The organism is Paracoccus chinensis (genome assembly GCF_900102885.1).
Taxonomy (GTDB): Bacteria; Pseudomonadota; Alphaproteobacteria; order Rhodobacterales; family Rhodobacteraceae; genus Paracoccus; species Paracoccus chinensis.
The window spans coordinates 1-20402 of record NZ_FNGE01000014.1 but is presented as its reverse complement, the minus strand read 5'-3'; the positions used below and the strand labels follow the sequence as shown (position 1 = coordinate 20402).

The following is a 20402-nucleotide window of genomic DNA, read 5'->3' as shown; positions in this document are numbered from 1 at the left end:
GCCGTTCAGCCCGCGATGAAGTCGCGGACGAAGGGGGTGGCGGGGCGGGTCCGGATGTCCTGCGGGCGGCCGATCTGCTCGATCCGGCCCATGGACATGACGACCACCAGGTCGGCCAGTTCCATCGCCTCGTCCTGGTCATGGGTGACGAAGACGGTGGTCAGGCCGGTGGTGTCGTGGATCTCGCGCAGGCCCTGGCGCAGTTCCTTGCGGACCTTGGCGTCCAGCGCGCCGAAGGGCTCGTCCAGCAGCAGCATCCGGGGCTCGATGGCCAGCGCGCGGGCCAGGGCCACGCGCTGGCGCTGGCCGCCGGACAGCTGGCTGGGGTAGCGGTCGGCGATCTGGGGCAGCTGAATCAGGTCCAGCAGCCTGGTCACGCGCCGCGCGATCTCGGCCTTCGACGGGCGGCTCGCGCGCGGGCGGGCGTTCAGGCCATAGGCGATGTTGTCGAAGACCGTCATGTGCCGGAACAGCGCGTAGGACTGGAAGACGAAGCCCGCGCGGCGTTCCTGCACAGTCATGCCGGTCGCGTCCTGCCCGTCGAACAGCACCCGCCCCGAGGTAGGGTATTCCAGCCCGCCCAGGATGCGCAGCAGCGTCGTCTTGCCCGAGCCAGAGGGTCCCAGCAGCGCGACCAGCGCGCCACCGGGGATCGACAGCGACACCGGATGCAGCGCGGCGGTCGTTCCGAACAGCTTCGAGATTTCGTCGATCTGGATGACCATGATCGGGCTCCTTTCAATGCCGGCGCTGGGCGGTCAGCTGGTCGGCGTGGCGAATTTCCAGCGCGGTCTTGATCAGCAGGGTCACAAGCCCGAGGAAGGCCAGCAGCGCGGCCATCGAGAAGGCGGCGACGGTCATGTATTCGTTGTAAAGCATCTCGATCGAGATCGGCACCGTCGCGGTCTGGCCCCGGATCTTGCCCGAAACGACCGCCACCGCGCCGAACTCGCCCATGGCGCGGGCGTTGCACAGCAGCACGCCATAAAGCAGCGCCCAGCGGATGTTGGGCAGGGTGACGGTCCGGAAGACGCGCCAGCCGCTTGCCCCTAGCGTCAGGGCGGCCTCTTCCTCGGCACGGCCCTGCTCGATCATCACGGGGATCAGTTCGCGTGCGACGAAGGGGAAGGTCACGAACATCGTGGCCAGGACGATGCCGGGCAGGGCGAAGACGATGGGAAAGCCGTGGGCCACCAGCCAGCCGCCGATCAGCGAGTTCGCCCCGAAGGTCAGCACGATGCAAAGCCCCGCGACGACCGGACTGACCGAGAAGGGCAGGTCGATCAGCGTGATCAGGAAGGCCTTGCCGCGAAAGTCGAACTTGGTGATCGCCCAGGCGGCGGCGACCCCGAAGACCGCGTTCAGCGGCACGGCGATGGCCGCCACCAGCAGCGTCAGCCGGATCGCCGACCAGGCCTGCGGGTCGGACAGGCTGGCAAGCGCCGTGCCGATCCCGCGCGACAGCGCCTCCGCAAAGACCGTGGCCAAGGGCGCCAGCACCAGCACGCCCAGGCCGAGGACCGCCAGCAGGATCAGGACCAGCCGCGCGGCGGGCGCCTCGTCCGTGGGCGCGTGGAAGCGGCGGGCGGCGGCGGGGCGCAGGCCGGCAGGGGGCAGGGGGATGTCAGACATGACCGATCCTCCGGCGGCTCCAGATCTGGATGAGGTTGATCGCCAGCAGCATCGCGAAAGAGATCAGCAGCATGGCGATGCCGATCGCGGCGGCGGCGTTGTAGTTGTATTCCTCGAGCTGGATCACGATCAGCAGGGGCGCGATCTCGGTCACAAGCGGGATGTTCCCGGCGATAAAGATGACCGAGCCGTATTCCCCGACCGCCCGCGCCAGCGCCAGCGCAAAGCCCGTCAGCGCGGCGGGCGTCAGCATGGGCAGGACCACGTGGCGCAGGGTGTAAAGCCGCGAGGCGCCCAAGGTGGCCGAGGCTTCCTCGACCTCGCGGTCGATCTCCTCGATGACGGGCTGGACCGTGCGGGCGACAAAGGGCAGGCCCACGAAGATCAGCGCGACCAGGATGCCCCACTGGGTATAGGCGACCTTGATCCCTGCATCCGCCAGGACCGAGCCGAAGACCCCGTTCGGCGCGTAGAGCGCCGTCAGCGCGATGCCCGCGACGGCGGTGGGCAGGGCGAAGGGCAGGTCCACGGCGGCGTCCAGCAGGCGGCGGCCCGGAAAGCGATAGCGTGCCAGCACCCAGGCCAGCACCACGCCGAAGACCAGGTTGAACAGCGCCGCCAGGAAGGACAGCCGGAAGGACAGCCACAGCGCCTTCCAGATCCGCTCGCGGTTTACCGTGGCCCAGATGTTGGCCAGGCCGAAATCGGCGCCCTTCAGAAGCAGGGCAGCGATGGGCACCAGCACGACCACCGACAGCATCGTCACCGTGATCCCCATCGCCAGGCCGAAGCCCGGCATCGGGGATTGCTGCACGAAGGGGTGCCTCATGGTGCGGCCCGTCATTTCGGCACGTAGATCTGGTCGAAGATGCCGCCGTCGCCGAAATGCTCGGGCTGCACCCTGGCCCATCCGCCGAGTTGGGCGATGTCCACAAGATCGACCTTGGGGAAGCGAGCGACGTCCTCGGGGGCGGCGGCCGAGGGGTCCCAGGCGCGGTAGTAGTTCTTGAAGGCCAGCGCCTGTCCCTGCGGCGAATACAGGAAGTTCAGGTAGCCCTCGGCCAGCTTGCGCTGCTCGTCATTGGCGATGTTGGCCTCGACGATGGCGACCGGCGGCTCGGCCAGCACTGAGACCGAGGGCACGACGATGTCGAACTGGTCCTCGCCCAGTTCCTTGAGCGCGAGGTAAGCCTCGTTCTCCCACGCCAGCAGCACGTCGCCGATGCCGCGCTGCGAGAAGGTCGTGGTGGACCCCCGCGCACCCGAGTCCAGCACGGGGACGTTCCTGAACAGCTTGCCCACGAACTCCCTGGGATCCTGCCCGTTCCGTTCCGCCCAGGCCCAGGCCGCGAGATAGTTCCATCGCGCCCCGCCCGAGGTCTTGGGGTTGGGCGTGATCACCTGCACGCCCTCGGCCACGAGGTCGCCCCAGTCCTTGATGCCCCTGGGGTTTCCCTCGCGCACCAGGAAGACGATGGTCGAGGTATAGGGCGAGGAGTTGTGCGGCAGCTTGCCTTGCCAGTCTGCGGGCAGCTTGCCGGCCTCGGCGATGCGGTCGATGTCGGATGCCAGCGCCAGCGTCACCACCTGCGCGTTCAACCCCTCGACCACGGATCGCGCCTGCGCGCCCGAGCCGCCGTGGCTCGTCTCGATCTGCGGGGCGGGGTTGCCCTGCGCGGTCCAGTATTCGGTGAAGGCCGCGTTCACGTCGCGGTAAAGCTCGCGCGTGGGGTCGTAGCTGACGTTCAGCAGCGTCTCGGCGCGGCTTTCGCCGATGGTCAGCGCGAGGGCGGCAATGATCGCGCCCCAGGTCAGCAGCGGCTTCACGCGCCGCAGGGGCGCCACGATCTCGGCGGCGGTCATCGGGGCAGGACGGGGGGCGATGGAGCCAAGGGTCTCGCGGGTCATCTGGTCGATCCTCCTGATCTGCGCGGGGGCCATGGGCCGGGCGCCATGCCAGAAATATCGAGTAAGTAGATCGTCTATATCAAGGAAATAATATCGGTGAATCTTGTCGTGATTGTAGAAGATCATTCTCCGGCCTTGTCGGACACAGGCATGGGACGCCGCCCCTTGCCCGTTGAGGACACGGAAGAATCGGTCGTTCAGTAAAGGAAAGCGGGCGTCAGGGTTCCGCGATGACCCGGCTGGCCAGCTCGCCCGAGCGCATCAGATCGGCCAGGGTCAGCGAGTCGATGATCAGCAGATAGGTCCAGAACACATCCGCGAAGGTCTTGCGGATGCGGCAGGTTTCCTCGTCCGTGCAGTCGGGGCAGCGCTGATAGGCGCTGCGCGACAGGCAGGGCAGGGGCGCAAGCGGCCCGTCGATCAGGCGCAGCAGCTCCGACAGCTTCACCTCGCCGGGACGCTTGACCATCACATAGCCGCCCGCCCGTCCGCGCTTGGACGAGATCACGCCCGCGTCGCGGATTTCCAGAAGGATGTGTTCCAGGAAGCGCTTGGGCGTGCCGGCGCGCTTGGCGACCTGCTCGATCGACAGGGCCTGCGGGGACTCGGACGCGGCCTCGTCGGCCAGCACCAGCAGCGCCTTGAGCGCGTATTTCATCTTCTGCGTGATCATCAGCAAGCCGTAGGCAGGCGCCTGCCGCTTCGCAAGCGCCGCAAGAGAAAGGTTCTAAAGACGACTTGGCTTGTAGATATTATTCGTTCAAGATGCCAGCCATATGGCCGCGACAAGAGGACGCCATGACTGCGACCACGCTGGATCTCATTGACCGCAAGATCGTTTCGGCGCTGATGCAGGACGCGACCCAGCCCATCGGGCGAATCGCCGATCAGGTGGGCCTGTCCCAGACGCCCTGCTGGAAGCGCATCCAGAAGCTCGAGGCCGCCGGAGTGCTGACCGGCCGCGTCGCCATCGCCGATCCCGCCAAGCTGGGGCTGGGCCTGACTGTCTTTGCCGGGGTCGAGGCGCCCGACCATTCCCCCGAATGGCGCGCAGGCTTCGAACGCGCGCTGGCCGCCATGCCCGAGGTGCGCGAGGTGTACCGCATGGCGGGCATCTACGACTATCTGCTGCAGATCATCGCCCGCGACGTCGGCGCCTTTGACGAGTTCTACAAGCGGCTGACGACGGTGGTGAAGGTCAAGTCCTGCTCGTCGCTGTTCGTGCTGGAACGGCTGAAGGCCACGCCCGGCTATCCGGTGGACACGACAACGCGCTGAGGTGTCAGGCGCCCGGGTGGGAATAGCCGGTCACCCGGCCCGAGCCGTCCACGCGGCACAGGTGCAGGCGGTTGCCGTCGCGGGCCTCGACCGTGGCGGTGCCCTCCGCCTCGGACAGCCAGCGCGAGGTGACCTCGGCCGGCGGGCGGCGGATGTGGCCCGCGATCGCGGCGGTGCAGGCGGCCTCCTGCAGGGCGCGAAGGTCGGGGGCCGGGGCCAGGGGCTCGGCCGCGCAGGCGGCAAGCGGCAGCAGCAACAGAAGGAACCGCATTCCCGGATCTCCGCAGGGTTTTCCCGAGCCTAGCACCGATGCAGGCAGGCGCACAGCCTCAGGGGCGCGGGCGGAAGCGGCAGGGGATCTGGAGGGTCGGCGCGCCCTCGGGCGGCGTCTCGATCAGCTGGAAGGCGGTGGACAGCATCGTGGCCACGTCCTGCTGCATCATGCCAACATTCTGCGGCAGGAAGGCCGCAAAGGGGTCCCAGTCGAAGCAGCCGAAGCGCATCTGCGGCGGGTTCGGCTGGTCATGCAGCCAGCGAACGACGCCTTCAAGCGCGATGGTCGAGTTGACGAAGACGCCGCTGCCGTCCGCGATCTTCAGATCGGCCATGGCGGCAAGGGTCTTGGCGGCGGAATAGCCGCGCATCAGGCAGTTGTCCTCGGGCACCGCCAGCCCCGCCTCGACATGGGCGGCGGTGAAGCCGCGCAGGCGTTCGCGCGTGTTGTTGTCTTGTGCCCGGCCGCCGATGAAATACAGCGGCAAGGCAGTCCCGAAGTCCGCCCGCACCCGTGACAGGATCACCCGCGTCAGTTCCAGCGCGCCCGAGAAGTTGTCCGACACGACGGAAGGCGCGCGGCTGCCCGGCAGGTCCAGGTTGATCGCCCGGACGCGGGCGGCGCTGCACAGATCGGCGATCCGGTCGGGGTCGGTGGCGCCGGTCACGATCAGGCATTCGACCTGATAGGACAGCATCTCGCGCGCGGCCTCAAGTTCGAGGTCGGGCTCGCGCTGGGTGCAGGTGATGACGGGGAAGAGCCCGCGTTCGCGCGCCATTGTCTCGAAATGCTCGGCGATCGCGCCGAAATAGCGGTTGTCGTATTTCGGGATGATCATGCCGATCACGCGAGAACGGTCCCGCCGCAGCATCCGCGCGGGCAGGTTGACGGCATAGCCCTGTTCCTCGGCGATGCGGCTGATCCGTTCCGCCAACCGCGCGCTGATGCGCCGTTTCTTCCACGTCCCGTTCAGCACCGAACTGACCGCGCTGGCGCTGGTTCCGGCGATCTGCGCCAGGTCATAGATCGTCGGTCGCTTCGCGGTGATCTCGTCGTCGTCGGCCATGTCCCACCCGCCGGAGAAGTGACGCAGTGATCCTGCCCTGCGTGGAATCTTGACAGCATACCTCTGCCGCAGCAATCTATGCTACACCGATTGAGCATCCAAGCTTTATCGATGGCGCACCATCTTCGGCCTGCCTGCGGGACAGGCGGCGCTTCTGACATGTGGAGGAGACAGACCATGACGTCGAAACTATCGCTCGCCGCCGCCTCGGCGATCGCGGCGGCGCTGCTGGGGGGCGCGGCCGTCGCGCAGGAGGCCGCGACCGTCGCCTTCCTGATGCCCGACCAGGCATCCACCCGCTACGAGGAGAAGGACTTCCCCGGCTTCCAAGCGGCGATGAAGGAACTGTGCCCCGACTGCACGGTGATCTATCAGAACGCCAATGCCGACGTGTCGCTGCAGCAGCAGCAGTTCAACTCGGTCATCACCCAGGGCGCGAAGGTCGTCGTGCTGGACCCGGTCGACTCGGCCGCCGCTGCCGGCCTGGTGCAGATGGCCCAGTCGCAGGGCGTCAAGGTCATCGCCTATGACCGTCCGATCCCGGATGTGCCCGCCGACTATTACGTGTCCTTCGACAACAAGGGCATCGGTCAGGCCATCGCGCAGTCGCTGGTCGATCACATGAAGGCCGAGGGCGTGCCGGACGGCGCGGGCGTGCTGCAGATCAACGGCTCGCCCACCGACGCGGCGGCCGGCCTGATCCGCGACGGGATCGACGCAGCGCTGGACGCCTCGGCCTACAAGACGCTGGCGGAATACGACACGCCGGACTGGGCGCCGCCGAAGGCGCAGGAATTCACGGCCGGCCAGATCAACCGCTTCGGCGCCGAGATCAAGGGCGTCGTGGCGGCCAACGACGGTACCGCAGGCGGCGCCATCGCCGCGCTGAAGGCCGCGGGCGTCGATCCGCTGCCGCCCGTCACCGGCAACGACGCGACCATCGCGGCGCTGCAGCTGATCATCGCGGGCGACCAGTACAACACCATCTCGAAGCCCTCGGAAATCGTGGCCGAGGCTGCCGCCAACATCGCGGTCGCCTTCCTCAAGGGCGAGACGCCCGAGGCGAAGACCACGCTCTACGACACCCCCTCGGAACTCTTCGTCCCGGCGGTGGTGACGCGCGAGAACATCAAGGCCGAGATCTTCGACAAGGGCATCCAGACCCCCGAGGAAGTCTGCACCGCCGAATACGCGGACCCCTGCCGCGAACTGGGCATCCTGCAGTAACATCAGACCACGGCGCGCGTCATCCCGGCGCGCGCCTTTCACGAAAAGGAACAGCCGATGGCCGAAAGCGGAAGATCCGCCGAGCCGATCCTGAAGCTGCGCGGGGTATCCAAGCAGTTCGGCGCCGTGCAGGCGCTGGCGGACATCGAATTGGACATCCACGCGGGCGAGGTCGTGGCCCTTGTGGGCGACAACGGCGCGGGCAAGTCCACGCTGGTCAAGATCCTCGCGGGCGTGCACCAGCCGACCGCAGGCACCATCGAGTTCATGGGCAAGCCCGTGACGCTGGACAGCCCCGGCAAGGCCTTGGAAATGGGGATTGCCACCGTCTTCCAGGACCTGTCGCTCTGCGAGAACCTGGACGTCGTTTCCAACCTGTTCCTGGGACACGAGCTGTCCCCCTGGCGGTTGGACGAGGTGCAGATGGAGGTCCGCGCCTGGACCCTGCTGCGCGAGCTTGCCGCGCGCATCCCCTCGGTCCGCGAACCCGTGGCCTCGCTGTCGGGCGGCCAGCGCCAGACCGTCGCCATCGCGCGATCGCTGCTGCTGGACCCCAAGATCATCATGTTGGACGAGCCGACCGCTGCCCTGGGCGTCGCGCAGACCGCCGAGGTGCTGAACCTGATCGAGCGCGTGCGCGACCGGGGCTTGGGCGTCATCCTGATTTCGCACAACATGGAGGACGTGCGCGCGGTCGCCGACCGCATCGTCGTCCTGCGGCTGGGCCGCAACAACGGCATCTTCACGGCCGATTCCTCGAATGCCGAACTGGTCTCGGCCATCACCGGCGCCACCGAGAACGCCGTCTCGCGCCGGCAGGCGCGCAAGCTCGAAGAAACGGGGGCCTGACATGACCGAGCCGCAAAGCGCGCTGGACCGATCGGACAGCCGCGTCCGCCATGACGAGGGCATCGGCGACGCCATCCGGGGCTTCATCGACCGCGTTCGTTCCGGCGACCTGGGGATGCTGCCGGTCATCGTCGGCCTGATCCTGATCGCCACCGTCTTCTGGTCGCTGAACCCCGTGTTCCTTGCGCCCAACAACCTTGCGAACCTGCTGTTCGACGCGGCGGCAGTGGGCTGCATCTCGCTGGGCATCGTTTGCGTGCTGATGCTGGGCGAGATCGACCTGTCCGTGGGGTCGATGAGCGGGCTCGCCTCGGCCATCCTGGGCGTCGTCTGGGTCAAGATGGGCCTGCCGGTCGCGCTGGCGATCCTGGTGGCGCTGGCCTCGGGCGCCTTCATGGGCTTTGTCTATGCGACGCTGCTCAACCGCTTCGGGATGCCCAGCTTCGTGTCCACCCTGTCGGGGCTGCTGGCGATGCTGGGTCTGCAGCTCTACCTGCTGGGCTCGACCGGCTCGATCAACCTTCCCTATGCCTCGGCAATGGTCCGCTTCGGGCAGATCCATGTCATGCCCGCCTGGTTCAGCTATCTGCTGGCGGTGCTGCCGGGCGCGGTGATCCTGTGGCTGGGCCTCGACCGGATGCGCCGTCGCCGCGCGGTCAACCTGTCGAACCCCGGCGGACTGTCTGTGCTGCTGGCGCAGGCGGGCATCCTGACCGTCGTGCTGCTGGGGGCCGTGCATTACCTGAACCAGGGGCGGGGCATCCCGTGGATGTTCGGGCTGTTCGTGCTGCTGGTCGTCATCATGAACTACGCCCTGACCCGCACGAAATGGGGCCGCGCCATGTTCGCGGTGGGCGGCAACCGCGAGGCTGCGCGCCGGTCCGGCATCAACGTCAACCGCATTCGCATCTCGGCCTTCATGCTGTGTTCCTCGCTGGCAGCACTGGGCGGCATCCTTGCGGCCTCGCGACTGGCGTCCTCCAGCCAGCAGGCGGGGACGGGGGACGTGAACCTCAACGCCATCGCGGCGGCGGTGATCGGGGGCACGTCGCTGTTCGGCGGGCGCGGCTCGGCCTGGTCGGCGCTCTTGGGGATTATCGTGATCCAGTCGATCTCGAACGGGCTGACGCTGCTGAACCTCAGCTCCTCGCTGCGCTACATGATCACCGGCGCGGTTCTGGCCATTGCGGTGATCGTCGACTCGCTGGCGCGGCAATCGCGCGCGAGCCACGGCCGCGCTTGAGAAGGGAAAATCATGACTGAGCAACTGTCAGGCAAGGTCGCGGCCGTCACCGGCGCCGCGTCGGGCATCGGGCTGGAATGCGCCCGCACGATGCTGGCCGAGGGCGCCGAGGTCGTGCTGATCGACCGCGCCGCCGAGCGGCTGGAGGCCTTGTGCGAGGAACTTGGCCCCAAGGCGCATCCGCTGGTCGTGGACCTGCTGCATGGCCCGCAGGTGGACGCCATCGCCACGGGGATTGAGCAACTGGTCGGCCCCGTGGACATCTTCCACGCCAATGCCGGCGCCTATATCGGCGGCCCGGCGGCCGAGGGCGACCCGGACGCCTGGGACCGGATGCTGAACCTCAACATCAACGCGGCCTTCCGCAGCGTGCGCGCCGTCCTGCCCGACATGATCGAGCGCAAGACCGGCGACGTGATCTTCACCTCATCCGTCGCGGGCGTCGTGCCGGTGGTATGGGAGCCGATCTACACCGCCTCGAAATTCGCGGTGCAGGCCTTCCTGCACGCCACGCGGCGGCAGGTCGCGCCCCACGGCATCCGCATGGGCGCGGTGCTGCCGGGTCCGGTCGTGACCGCCCTGCTGGATGACTGGCCCAAGGCCAAGATGGAGGAGGCGCTGGCCAACGGTTCGCTGATGCAGCCCAAGGAAGTCGCCGAAGCCGTGCTGTTCATGCTGACCCGGCCGCGGGGCGTGGTGATCCGCGACCTCGTGATCCTGCCCAACAGCGTCGATCTGTGACGAGGGAGCCCGCCATGACCGTTGACCGGCAGGGTCCATACTTCCTGGGCGTCGATGTCGGCACCGGCAGCGCCCGCGCGGGCCTGTTCGACGCCGCAGGCACGATGGTCGCCAGCGCGAAGCGCGACATCACCATGTGGCGCGAGGGCGCCGACATCGCCGAGCAGTCGAGCGAGGACATCTGGGCCGCTGTCTGCGCCGCAACCCGCGAGGCCGTGGCGGGGATCGACCCGGCGCAGGTTGCGGGCATCGGCTTCGATGCGACCTGCTCGCTGGTCGTGCTAGGGCAGGGCGGGCAACCGCTGACCGTCAGCGCCTCGGGCGACGCGGCGCGCAACATCATCGTCTGGATGGACCACCGCGCCGTGGGTCAGGCCGAGCGGATCAATGCCCTCGGCCATCCCGTCCTGCGCTATGTCGGCGACGTCATCTCGCCCGAGATGGAAACGCCGAAGCTGCTGTGGCTGCGCGAGAACCTGCCCTTGACCTACGACAGCGCTTGGCAGTTCTTCGACCTCGCGGACTACCTCGGCTGGCGCGCGACGGGCGACCTGGCGCGGTCAAGCTGCACCGTCACCTGCAAATGGACCTATCTCGCCCACGAGGACCGCTGGGACCCGGACTACTTCCGCAGCATCGGGCTTGAGGATCTGACCGAGGACGGCTTCGCCCGCATCGGTCAGAGGATCGTCGCGCCGGGTACCCCGCTGGGTTCGGGACTGACCGATGCGGCGGCGGCCGATCTCGGGCTGCGTCCGGGCACGACCGTTGGGGCGGGGCTGATCGACGCCCATGCGGGCGGGATCGGGACCGTAGGGATGCAGGGCTCGGCCGAAAGCAACCTCGCCTATGTTTTCGGCACATCGTCCTGCACCATGACGACCACACGCGATCCGGTCTTCGTGTCCGGCGTTTGGGGGCCCTATTATCAGGCAATGGTGCCGGGGATGTGGCTGAACGAGGGCGGCCAGTCCGCCGCCGGGGCCGCGATCGAGCAGCTTCTGTCCTTCCACCCGGCCGCTCCTCAGGCAGCCGCGGCCGCGCGCGCCGCGGGCCAGCCGCTGCCGGTCTGGCTGGCCGAGCAGGCCGCGCGCAAGGCGGGCGACCTCTCCGCCGCCGTGAGGCTGGCGGACGGCCTGCATGTCGTCCCCGAGTTCCTCGGCAACCGCGCGCCCTTCGCCGATCCCCATGCCCGCGCGATCATCGCGGGACTGGGGATGGAGCGGGACATCGACAGCCTCGTCGCGCTTTACGTCGCGGGGCTCTGCGGCATCGCCTATGGCCTGCGCCAGATCATCGAGACGCAGGACAAGGCGGGCGCGCCGGTGGACCGCGTGGTGATCTCGGGCGGGGCGGGGCAGCTCGACCTCGTGCGGCAATTGCTGGCGGACGGATCGGGCAAGCCGGTGTTGTCCAGCTTGGCGGCGGAACCCGTGCTGCTGGGTTCGGCCATCCTCGGCGCGGTGGCCGCAGGCCAGTTCGCCTCGATGACCGAGGGGATGGCCGCGATGTCGCAGGCAGGGGGGCAGTATCATCCCGACGCCGATGCCGCGGCGCTGCACGACGCCCGCTATCGTACCTTCTGCGCGCTGCAATCCGCCCTGCGCGACAGCCGCGCCTGACGCGGTCGATCATCGCCCCGGCCCTGCGATCCCGCCGGCCGGGGTGACAGGGCCTGCGCTCTGGATCGGGCGGCAGGGCGGAACCTGTGGCTGTGTTCCGCCTGCTCCCAGCCTGCGCACCATATGGGTCGGCAGGCAGGGCACGGCAATGATCATTCATGGACAGCTTGCAACCGAAACGGGTATCACGGCTTGATCATGCACCTGCGATAGTGCGAAGGCCGTTCCTCAGGAACCCGGGAGAAGAGACAATGGCAGCCTCTTTCCGTTCAGCGATCCGTTCCCTTTCCAAGGGCGACCTCAAGGCCCTGCAGCATGGTCTTTTCGATGTCGCGGCACTGCGAAGGCAGGCAGACGCGCAGCGGGACGGCAGGGCAGGGCAGGCCGATGCTTCGGTTGCGCTGACGACCCTGGCCTCCTCGTTCACGCAGGCCGCGCCTGTAGGGCGGACCGTCACGGGAACTTCGGGCCATGACAGCCTGTCGGGGGGCGACGGCAACGACACCCTCAGCGGCCTGGGCGGGAATGATACCCTGTCCGGGGGGCAGGGCGCCGACAGCTTTGTCCTTACGCGCGGCAACGGCTCGGACACGATTCTCGACTTCGATGGGGCGGCGGGCGATGTCCTGCGGATCGAGAGCTATGGCTTTCTTTCGGCGGCCGAGGTGCTGGACAGTGCGGTCCAGGACGGGCGCGACACGGTGATCTGGCTGCACGGGACCGAAAAGCTCACCCTGCGCGGCGTCGATCTGGGCAGCCTCAGGGACTCGGACATCGTCCTGGGCGGCGCCCCGGCGCAGGTCCATGGCACCTCGGGACGGGACTGGATCGCGCAGGCCTCGGGTGCGGTGCAGCAACTGGTGGGCGGCGCCGGAAACGACACCTACTATCCGCAGAACCGGGCCGCGCGCATCGTCGAGCGGCCCGGCGAGGGCACCGACACGGTGCTGACCTGGGTCAGCTGGACGCTCGAGGAGAATGTCGAGAACCTGACGGTCTCGAACTCGGCAGGCTCGCAGATGCTGTATGCGCGGGGCAACTCGGGCGACAACCACCTGACTGGCGGCCATACCGGCAACCAGAGCCTGAATGGCGAGGGCGGCAACGACACCCTGACCGGGGGCGCGGGCCGCGACATCTTCAACATCGACGCGGGCGACGGCAATGACGTGGTCACCGACTTCGCCACCGGCGCGGGCGGGGACATGCTGCGGCTGAACGGCTTTGCCTTCCGCAGCTTCGACGACGTCATGGCGGCGGCCCGTCAATCGGGAACCAGCGTGGTGATCGATCTCGGCGGCGGCCAGCACCTCACCCTGCAGGACACGCGCCTGTCGGACGTGAGGCCTCAGAACCTCGCCGCCTTCGCACCCGATACCCAAGGCAGGCCAGTGCTGTTCGCCGAGGAGTTCGACCGCCTCGACCTGCGCTCGCCCGACAACCCCGATGGCACATGGCGGCCGGAATACTATTGGGGCAACCGGACGCTCGGCTCGAACAACGAGCAGCAGTTCTATGTCGATCCGGCCTGGCGCGACCTGGGCCTGAATCCCTTCGCGGTTCGTGACGGCGTGCTGTCGATCACCGTCAGCGAGACCCCGGACCACCTGCTGCCCGAGGTCGAGAACCTGCCCTGTCTTTCCGGCGCCATCACCTCGGAACAGAGTTTCTCGGTCCAGTACGGCTACTTCGAGATGCGCGCCGAACTGCCCGAGGGCGGCGGCTTCTGGCCGGCATGGTGGCTGCTGCCCATCGACGGAAGCTGGCCGCCGGAACTCGACATCTTCGAGGTGCTGACCAGCGACCCCGCCGTCCTGCACACGACCGCCCACAGCAACGCCAGCGGACGTCACACCGCCGAGGGCCAGAGTGCGCTGGTCGGCGACATGTCCGACGGGATGCATGTCTATGGCTTCGACTGGGGCCCGGAGGAGATGGTCTGGTATTTCGACGGGGTCGAGGTCTACCGCGCCGCCACGCCTGAGGACGCGCACCGGCCGATGTACATGCTGGCGAACGTGGCCGTCGGCGGCTGGTATGGCGGCATCGATCGCGACAGTTTCTCGGATGCCGAGCATACCGACCTGCGCATCGACCATGTCCGCGTCTACCAGCGCCCCCTGGACCATGCGGTCGTGGCCCTGCCGCAGGGCTGGGAGTCCGACAGCTTCGACTTCCCGCGCATGGACGGGTCGAGCGCCGCCGCGAAGTGGGGTTACACGAACACGATGGCGGCGGGCGAAGTAAAGGCAAAGCTGGGCGGCGACTGGGCACGCTGGCTGACCGGCAACGACGCCGACAACTATCTGGGCGGCAGCAACGCGCAGTACAATGAACTCGACGGGCGGGGCGGCGACGACGTGCTGTTCGGCGGCGGCGGAGTCGATGTCTTCGTCGTCCGCAGGGGGATGGGCAACGACACCATTCTGGACCTGTCCGGCGACGACAAGGTGCAGCTTGACGGCTTCCATTTCGGCCACATCGAGGATGTCCGCGCCTGGTCCGTCCAGCGCGGCGATGACGTCATCATCCGGCTGGGCGAGGATCAGGCCCTGTGCATTGTCAACTCTGCGCTTGAGGACCTGAGCGCGCAGAACTTCTGTTTCACCAACGTGGACCGCGACCTGCTCGTCGCCTGACAGGCGCGGACCGCTTGGGCGGGGGGTTACCTGATGAACCTTGCCCATGCTGCTGCCCGGCAAGGGAGTTAACACAAGCGTGACTCCCGCGTCCCCTGACTGCCGCTTCGCGCGCCCAGAGGGAGCAGGGGGCACCGCCACCACACCTGACGCTGTTCGGCGCCGCTGCCCGCTCGCTGGTCCCTCCGTGTCACCTCGTGGCGCAAGCGCCGCGCCGTTCCGGTCCCAGACCCGCCGGGCTTCATCCGGACATGGATCAGCCTGATACCGTTGGCTGCCTTTCTGGCACTCAGTGACTTGCCGGGACAAAGGCTGCGCTTTAGATGATGCGGCACAAGAAAGCGCCGTGCGGGCCGATGGTCATACGTGGCTCAAGCTCAAGGGCGTTGATGATGGTTTCTTCCGACAACATGCCGGCTGCGCAGGTGCGTTCGGCCAAGGACTGGGTCCGGGTCCTGGCGAAGTATCGCGAGCCCTCCACATCCCGCAGCATCTTCGAGCTTCTTGTCACGCTTGTGCCCTTTGCCCTGCTCTGGGGACTTGCCTGGGCGTCGATATCGGTCAGCTACTGGCTGACGCTCGGGATCGCGGTCCTGAACGGCCTGTTCCTTGTGCGGATCTTCTGCATCCAGCATGACTGCGGCCATGCCTCGTTCTTTCACAGCCGCAAGGTGCAGGACTGGGTCGGCCGGTGCCTCGGGGTGCTGACGCTGACGCCTTATGACGTCTGGCGACGGACCCACTCGATCCACCACGCGCAGCACGGCAATCTGGACCAGCGCGGCATCGGCGACGTGATGACGCTGACCGTGGCCGAATACCATGCCCGAAGCCGCCTCGGCAGGCTGATGTATCGCCTTTACCGCCATCCGCTCGTGCTGTTCGGGCTGGCGCCGAGCTATCTGTTCCTGCTGCAGAACCGCCTGCCGCTCGGCTTGATGAGGGCCGGCCGGCGCTACTGGATCTCGGCCATGGGGACGAACGCCGTGATCGCCATGCTTCTGGCGGTGATGGTCTGGCTGGGTGGACTGACGCCCGTGCTGCTGATCTTCATTCCCACCGTCGTCGTCGCGGCCACGATCGGGGTGTGGCTGTTCTACGTCCAGCACCAGTTCGAGGAAACCCACTGGGCCGGGAACGACGCCTGGCAGTTGCACAAGGCGGCGCTGGCAGGGTCCTCGCATTACGTGCTGCCCACGCCCTTGCGCTGGCTGTCCGCCAATATCGGCATCCACCATGTTCACCATCTTTACAGCCGTGTTCCCTTCTATCGGCTGCCCGAGATCCTGCATGACCATGCCGAACTTGCGGCCGCCCAGCGGCTGACGCCGTGGGAAAGCCTGCGCTCGGTCAACCTGCATCTGTGGGACGAGAAGCTGAAGCGCCTGACCTCGTTTCGCGAGGCACGGCGGCGCTATGGCACCGCCTGGGCTGCATCACGGGTCTGATCGGTAAGGGTCTGGGCTGGCTTGGGACAAGGTCTTCAACCTCCGAGGCTCGGATCGTGACAGGACAGGCCGGATAGCGGCAGATCAGGACGAGCGGAGCCGCCGCCCACGTCCTTCCCGTGCGCAGCGACAAGGTCGCTTCAAGGCCTCAGGTGTCCGTTCGTGCCGCGAGCCAGATCACGTGACGGTTGCCGCGCCGGCTGCCGCTGGCACGGACCATGCGCGTGGTGACCTCGAACCCGCAACGCGAGAGCCGCTGCGAAAAGGCCGGGGCCGGGGCGGCGGACCAGACGGCGAGCACGCCTTTGGGGACCAGCGCCCGGCGTGCCGCCTTCAGGCCAGCATCGCTGTAAAGGGCGTCGTTGCCGGGGCGGGTCAGGCCATCCGGCCCATTGTCGACGTCCAGCAATATGGCGTCGAAGCCGCTCGCGGTCTCGCGGATCATGGCGCCGACGTCGCGTGTCTCGACGGCGACCCTCGGGTCCGACAGGCAGTTCCCGAAGACGGCCGCCATGTGATCCCCGGCCCAGTCGACGAGTTCCGGCACGATCTCCGAGACGACAATCCGGGCGCCGGGCGGCGAGATCGCCAGGGCCGCCCGCAGGGTGAAGCCCATGCCGAGCCCTCCGATCAGCACCCGCGGCCGGGGCCTGCCCGCCAGGCGCTCCAGCGCCAAGGCGGCCAGCGCCTCTTCCGAGTGGCCGAGCCGGCTGTTCATCAACTCGTTGCCGCCCTTGAGGCGGATCGAGAATTCGTCGCCCCTGCGCAGAAGCCGGAGCGTGTCCCCGTCCGGCGCGGTCGCCGTCGCCAGTTCTATCCAGGGAAGCATGCAGGGGGTCCTGTTCCTCGAGCCGCCCTGTGGCCTACCCGCTTGGGGACGGCAGGTGAAGGGTTATGTGCCTCGGGCCTGTCCGGACCTGCCGCGTGGGTTCCGTCAACAGGAGGGACCCGCATTGCCGGTCTGGCGTCATCCGGACCGGCGTCCGTGACGAGCCAGCCCAGGAGGCTTCATGCCGAGGAGGGTCCTTGTCAGGCAGTTCGCTCTTCCGCCGGCGGGGCAGGGGACTTTCGCTGAACCATCGAGGGCAGTCATCAATCGGGCAAAGGGGATCGCGATGGCGACCTGCCCGCCATGACCTACTGCTTGCGCGCCTTGCGGTTGGCATAGCGCCGGTCGCGCTCGGCCTTGCGGGCGGCTTCGTCCTTGATGACCTGCGCGATCACGCTGTCGGCCTTTTCCTGCGCCTCGATCCTGGCTCTGGCGGCAACAGCGGCGGCATCCTGATATGCGGCGGCCTCCGCCTCGGCGCGCGCCTGCTCTTCCTGCCGCGCCTTCGCCTCGGATTTCACCCGCTCCCGCTCCTCGCGCCGTTCTTCGCGGGCCGCGGCGATCGCAAGGAGTTCCTCCTGGCGCGCAAGCCGCGTGGGTTCGGCGGCCTCCCTCGTGGCCCGGTAGGCGCGAAGGCGCGCAGCCTTTGCCTCGGCGGCGGCGTTGCGGCGGTCGGCAAGATCGTTGGTCTTTGTGGTTCTCAAATCTTCATCCTTGTCTGGTCTGTGGAAACGCCGGGAAGGCGGCGAAAGGGACGGGGCGGCCGGTTCACGGGGCCGGGATCACCCGGCGGTCGCTTCCAGCGCGGCCTTGCGGCGGTTTTCAAGGCAACGCTCGACCATCCTTTGCGCGGCCTGCGGCGTTTCGCCCATCTGATGGCAGTTGTGCAGGATCAACTGCGCGACTTCCTCGTCTGTTCTCTCAAGGTCTTTTTGCACGGATCGTCCTTTCAGGATCGGAGAGCGGCGTGCACCAAGGCGCCTCTGGCTTGCACGCCTTCGACTTCAAGGGATCAGGCCACCAGCCCGGCCGAGCGGTCCGGATTGCCGCCCAAGATCGCCTGCCGTCAGAATGGTCGTCTTCTGAACCATCGCAGCGAGCCCGGCGATGGCCGACGCTCATGACCTCAGTCGGCCGATTTCCCCCGAGATGCAAGTTCAATCTGGGTGTCCCTGACTTGCCCTCTTTCCGAAGGGTCGCGTGAAGGACCACCCGGGAACCGGGGCGGCAGATCACGCGGCCAGGCGCTCGGGCTGCGTCATCAGCCCATCCGGCACGAAGCCTGCGGTCCTTGCCGCCGAGATGAAGGCCCGGCGCGCGGTGCCAACAGAGGCCATGCAGTCCATGGCAGCTTCCACCAGGTAAAGCGCGCGGTCACGGGCAGGATCGGCGACCGGCCATTTCTTCCGCAGCCAGTGACGGGCCTGTTCGGCCGTGCTGAATTCCTGAATGTCGCCCGCAGGCGACACGACAAAGGACAGGGGCTTGCCCCAGTTGATTTCGATCACGTCGGTTTCTTTCTTGAAAAGGCGGATGCCGGTGCGTTTCGACGCCAACCGGCCCGCGGAGGAAGGAGGGCCTGCCAAGGGGCGGCCCGGCCTTCATGATGTCGCAGGGCTTGTTCAGGCGAGAACGAGGTTCGTCGCGGATTCGCGCCCGTTGCGATCACGCTCGAGATCGAACGAGACCGCCTGGCCGTCGTCCAGCTGGCGGATGCCCGCACGTTCAAGCGCGGACACGTGGACAAAGACGTCCCTTGAGCCGCTCTCAGGCTGGATGAAGCCGAAACCCTTGGTGGCGTTGAACCATTTCACGGTGCCATTGGCCATCGTGACATTCCTTGTGACTGTGCCGCTCACAGGATGCAGCGGCCCGGCAAAGCTTAGGATCGAGAGCTGAGCCGGAAGGAACAGGTTCGAAAAAGAGTGTTGCTTCAGTGATATGGGTGCTCGCGCACTGCATTGTAAGGGATGGCAGGAGTTTCCTGACATTCCGCCTTGCGGAAGATTGCCCGCGCAACGGCGGGTACAAGTCGCAGGCGACTGAGTGGCTGCGGCAGCTGCTCGGGGCAGGCCTTGGAAATTTCCTCTGGAATGCCTTGCAGCTTCACCAAGTAGCATCCATATAACATCCATATGGATGGTAAATAGATGAAGGATGATTGATGAAGCAGCCTGACAACGAGAAGATCACGATCAACCTGGGCCATGTGGACCTCGGGCGGATCGACCTGCTTGTGCAGGAAGGCTTCTACGGCAACCGCAGCGACTTCATCCGCACCGCCATCCGCAACCAGCTTGTGGCCGAGGCGGATGCCGTTAGCCGCTCGGTCGAGCGGCACACGCTTGAAATGGGCTTGCGCGATGTGACCCGCAGCGAACTGGAGGCGGCGGTCGCCAGGGGCGAGACGCTGCATATCAAGGTGGTGGGGCTGGCGCGGCTTGCCCCCGACATCACCCCGGACCTGGCGCGAGCGGCGATCGGCTCGCTGACGGTGCTGGGCGCGTTGCAGGCGCCGCCTGCGCTCAAGGCGGCCCTGAAGGACCGCATCACATAAGGCCCGCGGGCCCGGAGAGACGGACATGAACAGTCAATTCGCGACGGCGATGAGCCGGGCGCTGGAACAGACACGCGCCGGCAATCCTGCCGAGGCCACCCGGATCATCCAGGCCGTGCTGGCGGGAGAAGTTGCCCCCGAGGGCGGCACGGACCCCCAGCCTGCGGCCCCGGCCGCCTCGCCGCGTAGGCCCATGGCCGAGATCGAGGAGGCCGAGGTGGTCGAGGAGCATCCGCCGCACCGGCCCGCGCCTGCGTTCGCCACCTCGACGGGAACCGGCCCGATGCAGATGCCGCCGATCGGGCAGGCCGATCTGCAGCGGATGATGGACAACCTCGGCTGCATGGTGCCGCAAGGCTTGAACGCCCTGCCGCAGGGCCTGCCCGGCATGGCGCGTCCGAATGCGCGGCCCCCTGTTCCCGAGGGCGCCCGGTACGAGACGCGCAGCTTCACCTCGGCGCATGGCACGCGCGACTATCGGCTGTTCGTGCCCTCCACCCTGCCCGATGGTCCGAGGGGGCTGGTGCTGATGCTGCACGGCTGCACCCAGGACCCGGACGACTTCGCCCGCGGCACCGACATGAACAGCCATGCCGAACGCAACGGCCTGATCGTGGTCTATCCCCATCAGTCCCGCGCCCATAATGCTCAAGGCTGCTGGAACTGGTTCCGCCCCGAGGACCAGCGCACTGACACCGGCGAGGCCGCCCTGCTGGCGGCGCTGACACGGGCGGTCGCGGCCGAGTTCTCGGTTCCGCGGGATCGGGTCTTCGTGGCCGGGCTGTCCGCCGGGGGCGCGATGGCCGCCACGCTGGCGGCAACTCACCCGAGCCTCTTCGCGGCCGTGGGCATCCATTCGGGGCTGCCGCATGGGATTGCCCATGACATGCCCTCGGCCTTCGGGGCGATGCGCGGGCAGGGCGGGCGAGCGCCGCGCCGCACCGAAGGATCGGTCCGCATGATCATCTTCCACGGCGCGGCCGACGCCACCGTCCATCCCTCCAACGCCGAGGCGCTGGTGGCCGCGGCCGGGCCAGCGCTGCGGGGCACATCCCGGCGCGAAAAGGGCCGGTCGGCGGGCGGGCGGGC

General features: G+C 67.6%; 22 protein-coding genes. 10 read left to right on the top strand and 12 right to left on the bottom strand.

Annotated elements, in window-relative coordinates:
- Nucleotides 1-5 precede the first annotated feature (5 nt).
- The 5 genes from BLQ03_RS13485 to BLQ03_RS13465 form a co-directional block, all read right to left on the bottom strand.
- Nucleotides 6-725, bottom strand: a complete 720-nt coding sequence (locus tag BLQ03_RS13485; protein ID WP_090756853.1) for a sulfate/molybdate ABC transporter ATP-binding protein — start codon at nucleotides 723-725, stop codon at nucleotides 6-8.
- 13 nt (nucleotides 726-738) lie between these two features.
- The gene (gene cysW, locus BLQ03_RS13480; RefSeq protein WP_090756852.1) at nucleotides 739-1632 is read right to left on the bottom strand and encodes a sulfate ABC transporter permease subunit CysW; all 894 of its coding nucleotides are present in this window, start codon (nucleotides 1630-1632) and stop codon (nucleotides 739-741) included.
- On the bottom strand, nucleotides 1625-2461 hold the full coding sequence (cysT, locus tag BLQ03_RS13475) for a sulfate ABC transporter permease subunit CysT (RefSeq protein WP_090756851.1): 837 nt from the start codon (nucleotides 2459-2461) through the stop codon (nucleotides 1625-1627). Before cysT ends, cysW begins: the two co-directional genes overlap by 8 nt.
- 11 nt (nucleotides 2462-2472) lie before the next feature.
- Nucleotides 2473-3540 carry a sulfate ABC transporter substrate-binding protein gene (locus tag BLQ03_RS13470; protein WP_245688911.1) on the bottom strand — a complete coding sequence of 356 codons (1068 nt, stop codon included), beginning with the start codon at nucleotides 3538-3540 and terminating at the stop codon, nucleotides 2473-2475.
- Nucleotides 3541-3757: 217 nt separating this feature from the next.
- Nucleotides 3758-4213 carry an Rrf2 family transcriptional regulator gene (locus tag BLQ03_RS13465; RefSeq protein WP_090756900.1) on the bottom strand — a complete coding sequence of 152 codons (456 nt, stop codon included), beginning with the start codon at nucleotides 4211-4213 and terminating at the stop codon, nucleotides 3758-3760.
- Between the two features lie 125 nt (nucleotides 4214-4338).
- On the opposite strand from BLQ03_RS13465, the gene BLQ03_RS13460 reads away from it, so the two are divergent.
- Nucleotides 4339-4818, top strand: coding sequence for an Lrp/AsnC family transcriptional regulator (locus BLQ03_RS13460; protein WP_090756850.1), 480 nt, complete (start codon nucleotides 4339-4341; stop codon nucleotides 4816-4818).
- Nucleotides 4819-4822: 4 nt separating this feature from the next.
- Here the strand turns inward: BLQ03_RS13460 and BLQ03_RS13455 are convergent, their stop codons facing one another.
- A complete protein-coding gene (locus BLQ03_RS13455; RefSeq protein ID WP_090756849.1) occupies nucleotides 4823-5089 on the bottom strand; it encodes a hypothetical protein in 267 nt (88 codons plus the stop codon).
- A gap of 58 nt (nucleotides 5090-5147) precedes the next feature.
- Complete coding sequence (locus tag BLQ03_RS13450) at nucleotides 5148-6158, bottom strand: LacI family DNA-binding transcriptional regulator (protein WP_090756848.1); 1011 nt, start codon at nucleotides 6156-6158, stop codon at nucleotides 5148-5150.
- Nucleotides 6159-6335: 177 nt separating this feature from the next.
- On the opposite strand from BLQ03_RS13450, the gene BLQ03_RS13445 reads away from it, so the two are divergent.
- The 7 genes from BLQ03_RS13445 (at nucleotide 6336) to BLQ03_RS13415 (ending at nucleotide 15927) form a co-directional block, all read left to right on the top strand.
- Nucleotides 6336-7385 (top strand): ABC transporter substrate-binding protein, encoded by a 1050-nt coding sequence (locus BLQ03_RS13445; RefSeq protein ID WP_090756847.1) that lies wholly within the window; start codon nucleotides 6336-6338, stop codon nucleotides 7383-7385.
- A 57-nt stretch (nucleotides 7386-7442) separates the two neighbouring features.
- Nucleotides 7443-8234, top strand: a complete 792-nt coding sequence (locus BLQ03_RS13440) for an ATP-binding cassette domain-containing protein (protein WP_090756846.1) — start codon at nucleotides 7443-7445, stop codon at nucleotides 8232-8234.
- A gap of 1 nt (nucleotide 8235) precedes the next feature.
- Entirely contained in the window at nucleotides 8236-9477 is a 1242-nt protein-coding gene (locus BLQ03_RS13435; protein WP_090756845.1) for a sugar ABC transporter permease, read from the top strand.
- A 12-nt stretch (nucleotides 9478-9489) separates the two neighbouring features.
- Entirely contained in the window at nucleotides 9490-10218 is a 729-nt protein-coding gene (locus BLQ03_RS13430) for an SDR family oxidoreductase (protein WP_090756844.1), read from the top strand.
- A 14-nt stretch (nucleotides 10219-10232) separates the two neighbouring features.
- Nucleotides 10233-11840, top strand: coding sequence for an FGGY-family carbohydrate kinase (locus tag BLQ03_RS13425; protein ID WP_090756843.1), 1608 nt, complete (start codon nucleotides 10233-10235; stop codon nucleotides 11838-11840).
- A 251-nt stretch (nucleotides 11841-12091) separates the two neighbouring features.
- Nucleotides 12092-14479, top strand: coding sequence for a family 16 glycosylhydrolase (locus BLQ03_RS13420; RefSeq protein ID WP_090756842.1), 2388 nt, complete (start codon nucleotides 12092-12094; stop codon nucleotides 14477-14479).
- A gap of 392 nt (nucleotides 14480-14871) precedes the next feature.
- The gene (locus tag BLQ03_RS13415; RefSeq protein WP_090756899.1) at nucleotides 14872-15927 is read left to right on the top strand and encodes a fatty acid desaturase; all 1056 of its coding nucleotides are present in this window, start codon (nucleotides 14872-14874) and stop codon (nucleotides 15925-15927) included.
- A gap of 148 nt (nucleotides 15928-16075) precedes the next feature.
- Here the strand turns inward: BLQ03_RS13415 and BLQ03_RS13410 are convergent, their stop codons facing one another.
- From BLQ03_RS13410 to BLQ03_RS13395, 5 genes are all read right to left on the bottom strand, one after another.
- Nucleotides 16076-16756, bottom strand: coding sequence for a spermidine synthase (locus tag BLQ03_RS13410; RefSeq protein WP_090756841.1), 681 nt, complete (start codon nucleotides 16754-16756; stop codon nucleotides 16076-16078).
- Nucleotides 16757-17064: 308 nt separating this feature from the next.
- Nucleotides 17065-17460 (bottom strand): DUF6481 family protein, encoded by a 396-nt coding sequence (locus BLQ03_RS13405; protein WP_090756840.1) that lies wholly within the window; start codon nucleotides 17458-17460, stop codon nucleotides 17065-17067.
- A gap of 78 nt (nucleotides 17461-17538) precedes the next feature.
- Complete coding sequence (locus tag BLQ03_RS18380) at nucleotides 17539-17694, bottom strand: hypothetical protein (protein ID WP_175558876.1); 156 nt, start codon at nucleotides 17692-17694, stop codon at nucleotides 17539-17541.
- A gap of 294 nt (nucleotides 17695-17988) precedes the next feature.
- A complete protein-coding gene (locus BLQ03_RS13400) occupies nucleotides 17989-18264 on the bottom strand; it encodes a DUF982 domain-containing protein (RefSeq protein WP_090756898.1) in 276 nt (91 codons plus the stop codon).
- Between the two features lie 114 nt (nucleotides 18265-18378).
- Nucleotides 18379-18585 (bottom strand): cold-shock protein, encoded by a 207-nt coding sequence (locus BLQ03_RS13395; protein WP_090756839.1) that lies wholly within the window; start codon nucleotides 18583-18585, stop codon nucleotides 18379-18381.
- Between the two features lie 335 nt (nucleotides 18586-18920).
- Here BLQ03_RS13395 and BLQ03_RS13390 point away from each other — a divergent pair, with 335 nt between their 5' ends.
- Nucleotides 18921-19313 (top strand): CopG family transcriptional regulator, encoded by a 393-nt coding sequence (locus BLQ03_RS13390; RefSeq protein WP_090756838.1) that lies wholly within the window; start codon nucleotides 18921-18923, stop codon nucleotides 19311-19313.
- A gap of 25 nt (nucleotides 19314-19338) precedes the next feature.
- Nucleotides 19339-20402, top strand: a 1064-nt coding sequence (locus tag BLQ03_RS13385; RefSeq protein WP_090756897.1) for an extracellular catalytic domain type 1 short-chain-length polyhydroxyalkanoate depolymerase, incomplete at its 3' end; no start/stop codon positions are given.